The sequence below is a fragment of the Nitrosospira sp. Is2 genome (assembly GCF_033095785.1).
GTDB lineage: Bacteria > Pseudomonadota > Gammaproteobacteria > Burkholderiales > Nitrosomonadaceae > Nitrosospira.
Genome location: NZ_CP137134.1, coordinates 626507 through 640965 on the forward strand (window position 1 = coordinate 626507; position 14459 = coordinate 640965).

Genomic DNA, 14459 nt, shown 5'->3' on the forward strand with positions numbered 1-14459 from the left:
TTCGTCGGGAACGTGATGGTCGGGCATGACGACGTTGCCGTTTGTTGACGTGTTCAGCCGCCACGCCCTACACGTTTTTCACCGGGCTCCCCGAAATACTTGGGCCGCAGGATCGGCTTTCGCCAGAGGTCGAGTTGTTAGCGGCGGATGGCTGCTGCCCGGCCGTTGCGTCGCCGTATGCGCGGCTTTGGTCTGTGTACGTATATCCTGAGCCAGCCGCCGCCTTACCCCTCGTTGCGGCGAGCCGGATGTGCGAGTTTGGCTGGCCGATGCGCGCGCGATGCTACGAAGGGATATCATCTTCCAGCATTTCTTTGGCCGGTTGATGGCCGACGACAGTCGCTCTATGGTGAGAGGAGAATCTGCCTGAGCGGTACAGCCCTGCCGAACTGGGCAGAGGTTTCGGGCTCGGACCCGGCAAACACCGGGCCACATCGTGACAAACCCCTTAGGCAACCGCCCTTGTTTAACCGATCAAGGAATAACAGGTCAGGATTTTTCGGCGGAAGTAATGATCCTGAGCTCTTTGGGAAGGCATGGTCGGGCATCAAGTAAAAAATTGTGCCATGCCGCGGCCCCCAACCGTCCGCCATCCACGCCTGGTTTTCTCATTTCAGCTTAATTCCTTCATAAGGGTCTTTTGGTAACTCTTTTTTACCCGGTTTGACTGGCATGGAAGCGGCATCGCCGGTCGAGTGGGGTGGCAGCGCGCCTGTTGAATCGGCAGGGCGCTCTCTCTTTGGGTCCACTGGAGCGCTTCCCTGCGCGTTGGTTTGTCTTTCGTCCGCGGATGTCTCCCTTGCGACCGCTGGCGCCTTGCCCTTGGCGGCGCGCCCGGCTTCCCGTCCTTCGCCAGAGGTCGAGTCCTTAACGGCGGATTTACCCTGCCCAGCCGTCGTGTCGCCGTATCCACGGCTTTGGTCGGTGTACGTATATTCAGAGTCAGCCGCCGCCTTCCCCCTCGTTGCGCTGCCGGACGTGCGAGTTTGGCTGCCGGATGCGTCTTTGGACTCGGGTCGCGCCTTTCCTGACGTTGCGCTGCCGTACGTGCGTTTCTGGCCCGGGGGTGTCTTTTTCGCGTCGGCCGCGGTACGTCTCTGGCCCAAGGTGTTTTTCAAGTCTCCGGGGTACTGACCAGGCGTTGCGCCGCCGTATGCCGGATTCTGGCCGGAGGGTGCCATTCTTGGGTCGGTCGGGTATTGTCCCGTCATTGCGCCGCCTCGTGAATCTCTTTGGCCCAGGGGGACATTACGGTTGTCGAGCGTCTGCCCCGATATTGCGCCCGCTGGCGTCTCTCTCTGGTCCAGGGGAACATTTCTCGGGTCGGTCGGAATCAGCCCTGCGGGGGTCCCGCCTTGTTGTGGTTGTCCCCGGTGTCTTTCTTCGGGGGGAGCATTTCTCAAGTCCGAGGGGCGCATCCCTGTTGGCGCCCCGCCTTGACCCATACCCCCAAACTGTCCGGGTCCGGGAATTTGAGCATGGACGACACCAGCTATTCCACTGATCAGACCGGCAAGCAAGATCAACCGGGAATTGTTAACTATATTGTTAACTGAAATGGAAGGGTGTTTCAAGGGGCACCTCGTTTAATCAAGATAGCTTCAAATGGTACACCTGACGCAAAATCGTTCCGTTCGTTTGCGTACTTAACCCAGAGAACTCAACAAACGCGCACCGATGTGCTGCCCATAAAACCTCGCTAACCCGGCTTATTCAAAGCGCGTTCCTGGCGTATCCCATTGGTCGTTCGCGACAGCAACATTCTACCAAAAATTACCAGCGCCTTTGATATCACCTATCCCTAACGGATGACTCTGCCCATGAGTCATAGGGTAGCACTCCTTCGCCAGCTTCAGTGGGTTTCATCATATACCACCGCTTATATTGCGTCGCTTATATTCTGTACCGGTAAGCGGGCCGAGTAATCCTTGAAAAAATGCCCCAAGTATTCCATCTGTGTCCCACGAATGATTTCCCGTCTGAGAGTACCCCTTCCTTATCCCAATCCCCAAAAGAAGGCAGATAATGATTAATCTACTGAACTTCCACCTGCCACATGCCTGACTGGCACCCGAGCATGGCAACCGTCGACCAACTCTTCCTTGCCGTGGGAGGCAGCTCCCCCAATTCCAGACCCAGACGAATCCCTCCATATAAATTATAAAAAAACGCCCACGGATTTCTCCGTAGGCGTTTGTAGGGCTATTACACTCGATTTAGCTCAGGCACAAAGCGCCATCAGCAATCGTCCGCGCTAGGCACCCAGAAAACCATCACTGACCCCGAGGTCGGGAGTGCCAACCAGTGTCGCCACCGGGGCATCGTGCCATCCCTTGCCATCGCCACCGTACGAGCAGCCGTCGGTGTGGGCGTGGTCGGGGAAGTAATCATCCTCGTGGCCGCTTCCGGCAGCCCAGCGGCCATGATCGCCATGGTCCCCTTTGTCCTCATGCTTGTCGTTCCTGTCGTTCCTGTCGTGATCATCCTTCCTGTCGTGCTTGTCGTTCTTGTCGTGCTCATTCTTGCCATGCTTGTCGTGCTTGTCGTTCCTGTCGTGATCATCCTTCCTGCCGTGATCATCCTTCCTGTCGTGCTTGTCTTTCCCGTCCTTGTCCTTACAGTCCTTGTCGTGCTCATTCTTGCCATGCTTGTCGTTCTTGTCGTCGTGCTTGTCCTTCCAGTCCTTCTCGTCCTTGCCCTTCCCGTCATGCTTGTCATTCTTGTCGTGCTCAAACCTAAGATTTAATGCTGAGTTAATAATACCCATGTAGACCTCCCGAAAGTAAGTTTGGATTGTGCGATTACCACCTGTTTATGAGATAGATTCATTAGGAACCTACCGCGGATGCAAGTTGCTATGATGTGAAAGCCGATTGCTCCCTCTCAATCACCCGGAGTAATTCCATCTTGCATGCCGCCTTTAGTCGTACAGCACGTAACATGCCACAACTGTAATTTACGAGGTATATCACGTGGTTATCAGGAATAGTCCAGATACAGCTCGAACCTCGCGCCCGATCACCCTGTCGCTTCCAAGCGCGACAACAAATTTGTTGAGCAAGAGAATTAACATATCCAGCGAGCTGATTTGATTGGTTTTTTGATATGTCGCCATCCAGCGACATATCAAATGAGTTATGTGGCGGTTATATGAAATTTTTTTGACAAATCGCTCAGAATGAAACTGACGTTTTTGCAGGCCCGGGGAAAATGTCGCCACATGGCGACACCCCCGTGGAATGATCTTCTCCCGCATAGTAGGTACGGGTTGTTCAGGGCAAAACGCGCCGGCTGCTGGCAGTACCCCCGTTACGAGAAACCTGACGGGACGCACGCCAAGAACACGGATTTTTCAAGTAGCCTTGAAATAGAAGCTGCACCGGCGCAAGGCCCTCGACGCATATAGGGGGGAGATGGGAGAGCCGCACGGCGTGTGCCTACACCGAGCCAGGAAATGATGAAAGGCCAATCTTGACTGGGGGGCGCCGTCTGGGGCAATTGTAGAACTACCGGTCGATCACTATATTTCTGAGCGGATCCGGCTGAGCATTTCGTTGCCGGGAGGTCTACTCCACACTATCGATTCATCAACGCGCACGTATCATATTAGGGGCCCAGTCTCCGTGACGAAGGGCTCAGGAGGGGACGAAGGAGCACGGCGGTTTGGATAGGTAGGCGCATAGTATCCCCCGCGTGTTCCCAAAAGAAAAAGGAGTTAGACGTGTTATCTAACTCCTTCATTATATGGCGCGCCCGGCAGGATTCGAACCCACGACCCCTTGGTTCGTAGCCAAGTACTCTATCCAACTGAGCTACGGGCGCTAAAGCTGGGCAATCTTGCTCGGTATTTTTGCGATTGCCAGGCACAATTATATCAGACTGGCACGCGGTCAAGTCAAAGCAATTCCGCTCCCTGCCGAGGTGTCAGGTTGAGCAAGAAGATGGGAGCTGAAACAAGAACCGTAGGCATCGCTTATATCAGAACCATTCGCACTGCTTCCTGGAGATGCTACTTGCCCACGATTTCATGACCCGGGATAATCGGGTGTTTCGGCTTAGGCAGTTCGCCATCGACCACATGCAAATCGGTACGGCAAATAGCGCAGGCTGCAATTTTGACCAGCAATTGGTCCGGTCCCTGATGGGAGGAGGCAGGCACCGCAATTCAAGCGGTCGTCTTGGCGCATCCAGCACCATGGCGTGCATGGAATTATCGGGCTTGGACGGAGCCATTCAGGGTGACGACCGTCATTTACCGGCGTTATCTGCCTCAGCCGGCGAAGGGACCAGCAGGCGCCCCTGAAAGCCAGCGCGCGCGTAATCCCGCAGCACCGCCGCGGCAATTTCATGCAACGCTTGCGGCTCGCATAGGGCGACGCAAGCGCCGCCAAACCCACCTCCGGTCATCCGCGCTCCATATACACGCGGATGCGCCTGCAACAATGCAACCAGATGATTGAGCGCCGGCACGGAAACCTGGAAGTCATCGCGCAAGCTGTCGTGCGATTCGTTCATGAGCAGACCGAAATCGTGCGCATTCGAGCAATCCACCGCCAGCAATACACGGGCATTTTCGCTGACGATGTGTCGCACTCTACTCCGTAAAGGCTCAGGCAGAGAATCGGCGGCAGCCATGTCCTTAATATCTCTTAGCGCAAGTACGCCAAGTCGTCGGGCGGCCTCTTCGCACTCCGCGCGCCGCTGGTTGTAGCCGGAGCCGGCAAGCGTCCGCGCCACGCCGGAATCGATTACCAGCACCGCGGACGCGGGTGGCAACGGAACCAGCCTTCGCTCTAGGGTCCGTGCATCGAGAAACAGGGCTCTGCGCGTTTCCGCAAGGCTCGACGCCATCTGGTCCATGATGCCGCAGCGGACCCCGGCGTATTCGATCTCTGCGCGCTGCCCCAGTTGCGCAAGACGCGCATCGTCCAGTCGCGCCCCGGTAAGCGCCCGCAACGCGCGTAATGTCGCAACCTCGAGCGCGGCGCTGGAGGACAGCCCGACCCCTACGGGCACGTCAGACTGAACATGGATATCCAACGGGGGCGCTTCGATACCATCCACGCGCGCTTCCATCAGGCATCCATATACGTATGTGGCGAAATGTTCCGTCGGCGGGTTATCGAGCGTAAAGCGGACCGCACGGTCGAGCATCTCGGAATAAAGAACATGCTGATCTTTGCCATTGGGTCGCATGCTTACTCGGGTCCGTTGCCCAATCGCGATCGGCAGCACATAGCCGTCGTTATAGTCAGTATGCTCACCCATTAGATTGACGCGGCCAGGCGCCTCGGCCACCACCGTTGGCGCACTTCCGAACACTTCCTCAAAGCTGCTCATCGGCTGCTGCCGCCCGCGGTAACAAAAGACCTGGGGCATGTGCTCGCCCGGTCGTGCGGGTCATGGCTATAGCTTAAGCAGGCACTCATTCGAGCATGATCTCGACTTGCTGGAGCTCGCGTGCTTTTTCTTCGGGCAATGCATCCATGGCGAAGAAGCCTGCTGCGATTTCGGTGCCGGCAAGATATTTAAGCCGGTCGCGCGTACGATAAGGAGGATAAAACTCTGCGTGCAAATGCGACTCCGGATGGGCTTTGCCGTCGGTCGGCGCCTGATACCAGGCCATCAGATAGGGAAAAGGCCTTTGCCATAAATCGTCATACTTGAGCAAAACCGTCTTTAACGCCCGCGCCAGATCAGCACGCTGTTCTGCGCTGAGATGATTAAAGCTTTCTACCGGCTCTATCGGCGCGACCCACACCTCATACGGATACCGTGCGCAAACCGGGACAAATGCAACTGCATGAGAACCTGCATAGATGATGCGCGTGCCTTCGCGCAGCTCCTTGCCGATGAGATCCTGAAGCACGCCGCGGCCAGTCTCGGCATAGTGCCGTTGGGCCTCCTGCTGTATCCGGGCCGGCACGGGGGGTACTACCGGGTAGGCGTAGATCTGACCGTGCGGATGGTGCAGAGTCACGCCCACTTCCGCGCCACGGTTTTCGAAGGGCAACACATACGCAATGCCGCCGCGTCGCGCAAGCTTGGCCGTGCGGTCGCCCCATACTTGCAGCAGCAAACCGATATGCGCCAGTGGCAGCTTCCCGAGCGACGCCTGAGGATCCTGGGTAAACACCACCACTTCACAGTAGCCCGACGCCGGGGCAGTGGGCACGATCAGGACGGGAGGCTCTGCGCTCGGCACAGCGAGAGATGGGAAACGATTATCGAATACCGCTACGTCCCAGTCTCCAGCCGGCACTTCAGTAGGATAAGCCGGATCAGTGGTCACCGCCAGCGGGTTGAACTCGGGCGGTGGAAGGAACGTCCGCCCTTGTCGATAGGCCGCGTAGGTCACCCATTCTCCGCGCAGCGGATGCCACCGCAGATGCGGACTGGCATTGAGCGGTTCAGCGAACGGACTGGGGGCAGTAATAGTCGGATCAATTGCCCGGCGGGAATAAAGCGTGAGGTGCCGTCCGTCCTGCTTGGTGAGGTCCAGCGAAAACATTACACCCCTCCGGGTATATGAGTGGGCGATTCTTGTGTAACTTTCGCAATGTCCTCCACCGGAATTTTAGGCGTGCGGTCGGCGCAGAGCAGGCCATTCGCTTCCTGAAAAGTATCGGCAAATTGAGTGTAGCAAAATCCGCTGAAGAGTGCGGTGTGAATGACCGCTTCCATCAGTTCGGCGTACATGCGCCCGAACTCGCCCTCGTCTTTGGCTACGGTGTAACCCCAGGTTTGCTTCACCCCGGACTGCGGACACTTATTGAACGCAATACCTCCAAACTCGGATAGCATAATCGGCTGGCCTCGATGCGGGTAGCCATCAAGGGTTAGAATTCGCCCTCCCGGCCGGCGCCGGTCGAACAGTTGCTCCGGTTTGATTTCGGCGCCATAACGCTGACGCAAGTGGTCGACATTGGCATCATAATCATGGATACCGATAATATCCGTGGCGCTGCTTTCCCAGCCGTCGTTGCCAATTACCGGACGGGTCGCATCCAATGTTTTTGTAAGGTGATACAGTGCCTCGACGGCATGCCGCTGTTTTCCGATCGCGGTGAGTTCGGGCACTCCCCAGGACTCGTTGAAGGTCACCCATACAATGACGCAGGGGTGGCTGTAGTCACGCTCGATGACCTCGGACCACTCCCGCACAGTTCTCTTGATGGCGCTGCGCGTGAAACGATAGGCCGAGGGCATTTCCTCCCACACCATAAGACCCAACTTATCTGCCCAGTAGAGATAGCGCGGGTCCTCGATCTTTTGATGCTTGCGAACGCCGTTGAAGCCCATCGCCTTCGCCAGCGCCACATCATGGCGTAGCGCATTATCATCAGGTGCGGTCATCAGCGTATCCGGCCAGTAGCCCTGATCCAGCACGAGCCTGAGCAGGTAAGGCCGCCCGTTGAGCATGAAGCGGTCTCTCAGCAGGTGCACGGAGCGCAAGGCAGTGTAGGAAATAAACTCGTCCACCACTTCCTCGCCACGCATGAGCCGCACCGACGCATCGATCAGCGTGGGCCGTTCCGGACTCCATAGCAGTTCATTGCGATAATCATCGATTCCGGGATCCGACAGGACAATTAGCCGATCGGCTTCCCCATCCACCACCCGGTAGCGGTCCTGCGCGAGCAGCCGCTCACCATGCCGGAGGACAACTTCTACAGAAAGTTCATTGGCCGAATCCCCGATCACTCGCGCCTCGAACCCAATCGCATAATTTTCGACCTGAGGCGTCCAGCGGATTTTAGCGATATAGTTGTCCGATACTCGCTCAAACCAAACCGTTTGCCAGATGCCCGTAGTTCTCGGATACCAGATTGCGTGGGGCTCCAGTTGCCAATCCTGCTTGCCCCGCGGCTTGGCCAGCTCATGCGGGTCGTCTTCCACCTGCACTGTTACCGTCTGTTTTCCGGACGGCTCGAGCATGTCAGTGATATCGGCCCAGAAGGGCGTGTGCCCCCCCTCGTGAGTAACGGCCAAACACCCGTTGATCCAGACGCGCGCTGCGTAGTCCACCGCACCGAAACGCAGGATCACCCGCCCCGAAGAGGGAAAACACTCGAAGTCTCGCTGGTACCAGCACAACGGATGAAATCCGCGATCGGAGATGCCGCTGGCCTTGGATTCAGGGGCGAAGGGCACAGTGATCTCCAGGGGCCAGGACTTTATTTCCGAGGGAAGTGCGAACTCTCGGGCGTCGTCGTAGCAAAAGCGCCACGTACCGTTGAGCGAGGTCCAACTCGAGCGCTGCATCTGAGGCCTGGGATAGGCGAACTCCAACGCATTTCCTCCTTATTGCGACGTTACGTCGACTTACTCAGGCTGCTTTAATGCCACAGGGTCAAGGGAAGCTGTTGATACATGTGATCTGATGTCACATGTCGGCAAAATGAATTAGATTTGAGAAACTGCTAAACCCGCCTTACATGCGCACGACGACAACCGGTTGGCATACCGTATTTTATGGCGGAGAGAAAGTCTCGAGACTACTGTTCTACCAAACGCCAGCAAGTCCTAATAAGCCGCATCCCGTCTAGCTTTCAAGCTATTTATTGCCGTGACGTGTCCCAAGTGGGCCCCATACTATCCTATTAAGCAAATATTGGTAGAAACGAGGATCAAGATGAGGCGTCGGTTGTCTAGATTATCAGTAATGGAAGTAGTTAACAAGAAAGAGGCAGTTACCACTGCTATGACGGGAGACTCTATCACCAGATGAGCGATTTTGGCATGTAATTAAAAGTTAGCGGTGATGTGGCCGATTCCGGCTTCACGCATGCCAGCCGCTTAGGAGCTCCAAGGGCTTCTGTTCGGCGAACCGGAAATTGTCCAGGCGCTGCACAAGAACAAGCAGCGAAGACACCCCGCCCGGCTGCATTCCCACCGAAGAGGTTGTTGCCGGCGGAACTTTACATAACGGTCTTCATTATTCTCGTAAGAAAAGAAATACGCCATTTCGATTATGGTCTATTCTGAGATTGAGTGTTGTCGGTGTTGCTACAAGACGCAACGCCAGCGCGGGCGCAACAAGATCTCCCCTTTTGAAGTTTAAACGCCCGGTCTGGCTCCCGCCTACTGCTTGCGCAACCGGGAGCGCCATGAGGCAATCGAATTTTGCACGTCCTTCGTCAAAGAAGGACGCAGCTAGCGCCTCTGCGTCTGAGGCGCGTACTCTCATAATTAATTACCTAAGCGCGGCGGTGCGCGCCATTCCCTGTATGGCGAAAAGCTGCCGCCGATCCCGACACGGAGCGGAGCGTTCAGTTTTTGGCCCACAACTTTGACTATCTTATGACTCCGGAGCAGTAATGCACCCTTTGATTTTGTTAAAGTCTTTCCTTACCTTCGGTCACGCGCAAGACCGACAACCGCGAGCCGTAGGGTTTCGACTCGCAACTCAAAATGCCTTCGTCTTTTTTGAAGGAAGCGTATGGGGACATGCCTGTAGCGGTCTTGTGCCGCAAGGATGTTTTTCCACCCTTGGGCGTCGGGAGGGGGTGCTGGTTTGAAGGCTCTAGAAGACTGATATGCAAACAACAGAAGCCTTGGACTTGATGAGGATGCATGGTTGTTTTCAAGGGCTGGAGGAAGACGCCCTTGCCGAGATTGCCGAGCATATGGAAGTCGTGCGGTATAAGCCCAACGAATACGTGCATCAGCCGAATACGCACCTCGCACATATTTATTTTGTTGTTCAGGGCAGCTTGAGCGCAACCCACCGCGATCTGCGGGGGAACGAGAAAGTGCTCGGCATATTGTCCCGGGATGACCAATTCGGAGCCATTACCGGTGGAGCGCTTTCGGAGTCTCTTCCCGAAGGTATCGTTGCCCGAACAAATTGCACGCTACTGAAACTGGAGCACGAGAAGGCGCTAATCCTAGCCCCAAAATACCCGAAGTTCCGATTTAATGTCCTCCAGGCTGTCGCGAGAGCTGTTCGCCGGAATTTCATTGAGGATAAATCGAAACCGCAACCATCGATCGTGGCCATCTTCCATAGCTCGCCCGCGACACGGCCGTTGACTCAGCGCCTCGTTCGCCGGTTAGCCGAGCTCGGAGAACAGCCGTGTGTACTGAGTGATCAAGACGAGGAGAAACACGAGGAAGGTGTCAACTACGCCGCACTCGGCAAGGAGAATTGCGAACTGTCCATATCGAAAATCCGCGAACAAGTCATCCGTCGGCGAAATTTAGGGCGGCTGTTTATCGATGTGGATGCCGCACTTAACCACGAGCTCGCTTCCAAGCTCATTGAAGTCAGTGATTCAGTAATGTGGTGTGTCCAGGCAGGAGATGAGAAGTCGGCGGCGGCCCGTCTGAAGGCGGGCTCTGCGCTCGTTCCCGGTTGCCGCGAAAAGATCAATCTCGTCTGGCTATTAGCGGAGGGATGTCAGACATCGCCTTTTGCTCCCGAGCTGAAAGAGCTGGCATCCTACGATTTCAAGGTCGCTTTCTCCGAACCCCAGCCGCCGCTGGGTAAAACGCTCGCCTCCGGTGTGGAAAGACTCGTCCATTACCTGCGCGGCATCAAGATTGGGCTGGCCCTCGGCGGGGGAGCCGCGCGCGGAATGGCCCACCTCGGAGTCCTGCAGGTTCTGGAGCAGAACGGGATTGTAGTCGACATGATCGCCGGGACGAGTGCGGGAGCGCTCACCGGCATTCCCTATGCTTCCGGCGTGTCAGCCGACCATTGGGCCCGGCAATTTGCCTCAGACCTGAAACCACCATTTCTGTTTCGCTGCCTTCCGAATGGCGACCACTGGTATCTTGTCTACAAGTACCGTACCGGGCAATTTGATGCGATGCTGAGAAAGTACTTTTCGGATGCGAGATTGGAGCAGCTGCCGATACCCAGTTGTGCCGTAACGCTTGACCTGATCAGCGGCGAGGCAATTGTTCGCGATGGTGGCGACGTAGTGCATGCCATCCTGGAGAGCATCAATTTACCGGGGCTGTCGATGCCGATCTTTCGCAATGGCCAGGCGCTGGTCGATGGGGGGCTGGTAAAAAACATTCCGGCCGACGTGCTCGTGAGTTATGGCTGCAACTTTGTTATAGCGGTAAGTGTAACGGCCAAGATTGAACACGAGTTTCCACCCAAGCGGTCGCGTTCTCCCCAGTCATCGATGAGTCATGCTTCGACCGTACAGACTATCATGCGCAGTCTCCTGGTCCAGAATAAAAACGTCAATTCGTTCGGCCTGCAACCCGCGGATGCGATTATTGAACCCGATGTGACCCGATACGCTCTGACAGAATTCGTGCGGGCCGAGGAAATGGCCGAAATTGGCGCACAGACGGCACTGGCCGAACTTCCGACGATCAAGGAACAACTGATGCAGTTGGATAATCGGCTATTTGTCGACGTCGTCAAGCCATGACGGGCGGAGCGAAACATTCAAACTGTCCTTGCGGAGGCCACACCCTCTGAGCGCGCTTGCGCAGCCTGAGTCAGGTCCGCTTTTGTGGATGAACAGTCAGATGTTACTTTGTCATCTTGCCAGACGAATACATGACCGGTATCCCCCTCGGATTTTACGCCGGCAGGCGACAATCCGCGGCAAAGATGACGTGCCCGCCACGAATGAATTCGATATCTACGGGCGCAATCAAATATTCAAAAAATGTTATTGGCGGAGAGAGAGTCCTCCAGACCGCTGTCCTGTCATATCCCAGCAAGTCTCGTAAACACACGCAGTTCCTAGCGTCCGTCCTATTTTACGTCTTGACGTGTTTCAGGTTGGCTCATACTATCCCAGTCTCAAATGTAGGTAGAAACGAGGGTAGAAATGAGACGACGTATGTCCAGGTTATCGGTAAAAGAAGTGATTAACAAGAAAGAAGCGGGCTACTACTGCGATGGCGGTGGACTGTATCTCCAAGTGAGCGATTCAGGTAGCAAGTCATGGATCTTCCGCTATACCTTGAATGGCAGGAATCGACATATGGGCCTTGGCCCATTTCATACCGTATCCCTTGCTGATGCGCGCCACGCTGCCGTCCTCTGCCGCCAGTCGCTACTGAAGAAGATCGACCCTATTGCGGTGCGAGATGCTGAGCATGCTCAGCAATCTCTTGGGGCTGCACGGTCGATGACTTTCTTGGAGTGTGCCACCGCCTATATCAAAACTCACCGCTCCAGCTGGAAAAACGCAAAGCATGCCGATCAGTGGGCAAACACGATCAAGACATATTGTGGGCCGGTGATGGGACCATTATCAGTACAAGAAGTGGATACGGGATTGGTCATGAAAGTGCTTGAGCCTATCTGGACGGAAAAGCGTGAGACCGCAAGCCGATTACGCGGCCGTATTGAATCAGTCCTGGATTGGGCCACGGTCAGCGGTTATCGGGAGGGTGACAACCCTGCGCGATGGCGAGGACACCTGGAGAATCTGCTTCCCTCGCTTAATAAGAAACTGAGGGTGAAACATCATCCCGCACTTCCCTTCAATCAAATGGGTGAGTTCATGGAATCCCTCAGGCTCCAGCAAGGCGTTGCAGCCCGAGCTCTGGAATTCCTTATTTTGACTGCTGCACGGACCGGCGAGACGATTGGTGCAAGATGGGATGAGTTTGACCTGAAGGCAGGAGTCTGGAGCATTCCAGCATCGCGCATGAAAGCTGCAGTGGAGCATCGCGTACCCTTATCGAAGAGAACATTGGAAATCATTCTGGTGCTGAACCAGATCAAACAGAGCGACTATGTATTTCCAGGGCAGAAGGAAGGTAAGCCTCTAACAAATATGGCGATGCTTGAGCTGCTCAAGCGTATGGGAAGAACTGGACTGACCGTGCACGGTTTTCGATCATCGTTTCGCGACTGGGCATCAGAATGTACAAACTTTTCCCGTGACGTGTGCGAAATGGCTTTGGCTCCCACAATTACCAATCAGGCTGAAGCCGCGTATCGACGGGGTGATCTAATTGAGAAGCGGCGCAGCTTGATGGAAGAGTGGGCGACTCATTGTGCTGGATCGAAAACTATAGGGAACATATCCGTCTGGTCAGTGAGTAACTGATGGCCGATAAAATAGCTTATCACGGGTAAATTCAGAAAACTCAATTACAAATTAAATTGGATAACTCGTGGAGAATATCCTTACTTTTGGGTCAGTATCGCCTAATCCATCGAGACTATAAATTTGCTTGTGATGATTTTTCGCGTTAACGCTGGAGTGGATTATGCATAGGCAACTCCTGTGAATTGGACATATCTTTAAAGGTCGCTTCCGCGTTTCGGCGAGGTTTTCACCATCGCGCGAGTTGCGTGCAATCCCTCGAAGATTTTCTTCCTGCGATAGACGAAGAACGGAAGAACCTTCTTAAGAAAATCGCGTAGCTAGTGGGTCTTAAACATTTTCGGACTTGACAAATCAAAATATACTTCTATCAAGAAATCATACGAATTACTTTCGCCGTTTCCTTAAACGGCGCTTAGGAGAAACTCATGACTATAAGTCACAACTGTTGTTTAACAGCCGCTGCTCTCGTTTGTGTAGCCGTTTTGAGCCATAGCAGTCCAGCGGCTGCAGATGACTGCAAAACCCCTGCTTTACAGGGAACATCAGATAATTACTACGGCCAGCGAGCCGTAACGCTCATGTTTGTATTTGCTGAAGATTGCCGTGATGTTGTGAACATCATGTGGGCAACGCCGGCAGGTTCATGGCAGCAGATTGAGTTCGAGCCCTATGAGGACGATTTTGGTACCTGCACCCCGTTTAACCGCTATTGCCAAGCAAACATGACGCACGGTGTCGGGGCCAATCCAGACAAGCCTTATTTGTTCAAGGTCCAATCATGCAGGACACGGGCTATCGGCCCCTCCGCCTGTGGTGACTGGTCGTCGGTTGGTCATTATTTGCCATGGGGGCCGGATACATGCATTGATGGGTACGTGTGGCGCGAAGCATCAGATTCTGATCACGTCTGCGTTGCACCCTCTTCCAGAGATAATGCGCGCGTGGACAATGCGGCAGCTGCATCTCGAATAAGCCCAACAGACCGCACATGGGGTCCAAATACATGCGTCCAAGGCTTCGTTTGGCGCGAGGCTTTTCCAAATGATGTTGTTTGTGTAACGCCTCAAATTCGCGAACAAACACGACAAGAAAATTCTGTCGCTTGGAGAAATGTTGCTCGGAACTGGCAATGATTAGGCCAAAGAATTTTGTTGCCCGTTTTCGGGTAAGCCGAAACGCGTAAAATCGGATCTTCGGTGCCGGATTACAATGACGATCATTTAGATAATTTAGACCTTCGGATTACTCATGAGTCTCTTGAAACACTTCGAACAATTTAGATAGCCGGGATCGCAAGAGATTCAATGGGCGGACCCACAGACCGTGCAGTGTGACTTCCTTGACCAATCTTTGGCAGGTGGTCTGCAGGTTAATGTTCTTCCCGTACAAGCGTCATAAATCACTCTCGATATATCTTTGAAT

The 14459-nt window shown here is 54.7% G+C and carries 9 protein-coding genes and 1 tRNA gene; 3 read left to right on the forward strand and 7 right to left on the reverse strand.

The window, feature by feature from the left end; all coding sequences use genetic code 11:
- Positions 1–608: 608 nt before the first annotated feature.
- From R5L00_RS02820 to R5L00_RS02850, 7 genes are all read right to left on the reverse strand, one after another.
- Positions 609–1574: a hypothetical protein gene (locus R5L00_RS02820; RefSeq protein WP_317653261.1), complete on the reverse strand. Its 966-nt coding sequence runs from the start codon at positions 1572–1574 to the stop codon at positions 609–611.
- Between the two features lie 680 nt (positions 1575–2254).
- Positions 2255–2767, reverse strand: coding sequence for a hypothetical protein (locus R5L00_RS02825; RefSeq protein WP_317653262.1), 513 nt, complete (start codon positions 2765–2767; stop codon positions 2255–2257).
- Positions 2768–3745: 978 nt separating this feature from the next.
- Positions 3746–3822: transfer RNA gene (locus tag R5L00_RS02830), tRNA-Arg, on the reverse strand.
- Between the two features lie 187 nt (positions 3823–4009).
- Positions 4010–4159 (reverse strand): alcohol dehydrogenase catalytic domain-containing protein, encoded by a 150-nt coding sequence (locus tag R5L00_RS02835; RefSeq protein ID WP_317653263.1) that lies wholly within the window; start codon positions 4157–4159, stop codon positions 4010–4012.
- 89 nt (positions 4160–4248) lie between these two features.
- The gene (gene galK, locus R5L00_RS02840; protein ID WP_317653264.1) at positions 4249–5340 is read right to left on the reverse strand and encodes a galactokinase; all 1092 of its coding nucleotides are present in this window, start codon (positions 5338–5340) and stop codon (positions 4249–4251) included.
- Between the two features lie 85 nt (positions 5341–5425).
- Positions 5426–6511 (reverse strand): galactose-1-phosphate uridylyltransferase, encoded by a 1086-nt coding sequence (galT, locus tag R5L00_RS02845; protein ID WP_317653266.1) that lies wholly within the window; start codon positions 6509–6511, stop codon positions 5426–5428.
- The gene (locus tag R5L00_RS02850; protein ID WP_317653267.1) at positions 6511–8265 is read right to left on the reverse strand and encodes a glycoside hydrolase family 2 protein; all 1755 of its coding nucleotides are present in this window, start codon (positions 8263–8265) and stop codon (positions 6511–6513) included. Before R5L00_RS02850 ends, galT begins: the two co-directional genes overlap by 1 nt.
- Before the next feature lie 1274 nt (positions 8266–9539).
- Between R5L00_RS02850 and R5L00_RS02855 the strand changes: the two genes are divergently transcribed.
- From R5L00_RS02855 to R5L00_RS02865, 3 genes are all read left to right on the forward strand, one after another.
- Positions 9540–11393 (forward strand): patatin-like phospholipase family protein, encoded by a 1854-nt coding sequence (locus R5L00_RS02855; RefSeq protein ID WP_317653269.1) that lies wholly within the window; start codon positions 9540–9542, stop codon positions 11391–11393.
- Between the two features lie 420 nt (positions 11394–11813).
- Positions 11814–13034: a tyrosine-type recombinase/integrase gene (locus R5L00_RS02860; protein WP_317653270.1), complete on the forward strand. Its 1221-nt coding sequence runs from the start codon at positions 11814–11816 to the stop codon at positions 13032–13034.
- A gap of 428 nt (positions 13035–13462) precedes the next feature.
- A complete protein-coding gene (locus R5L00_RS02865) occupies positions 13463–14170 on the forward strand; it encodes a hypothetical protein (RefSeq protein WP_317653271.1) in 708 nt (235 codons plus the stop codon).
- Positions 14171–14459: the final 289 nt, after the last annotated feature.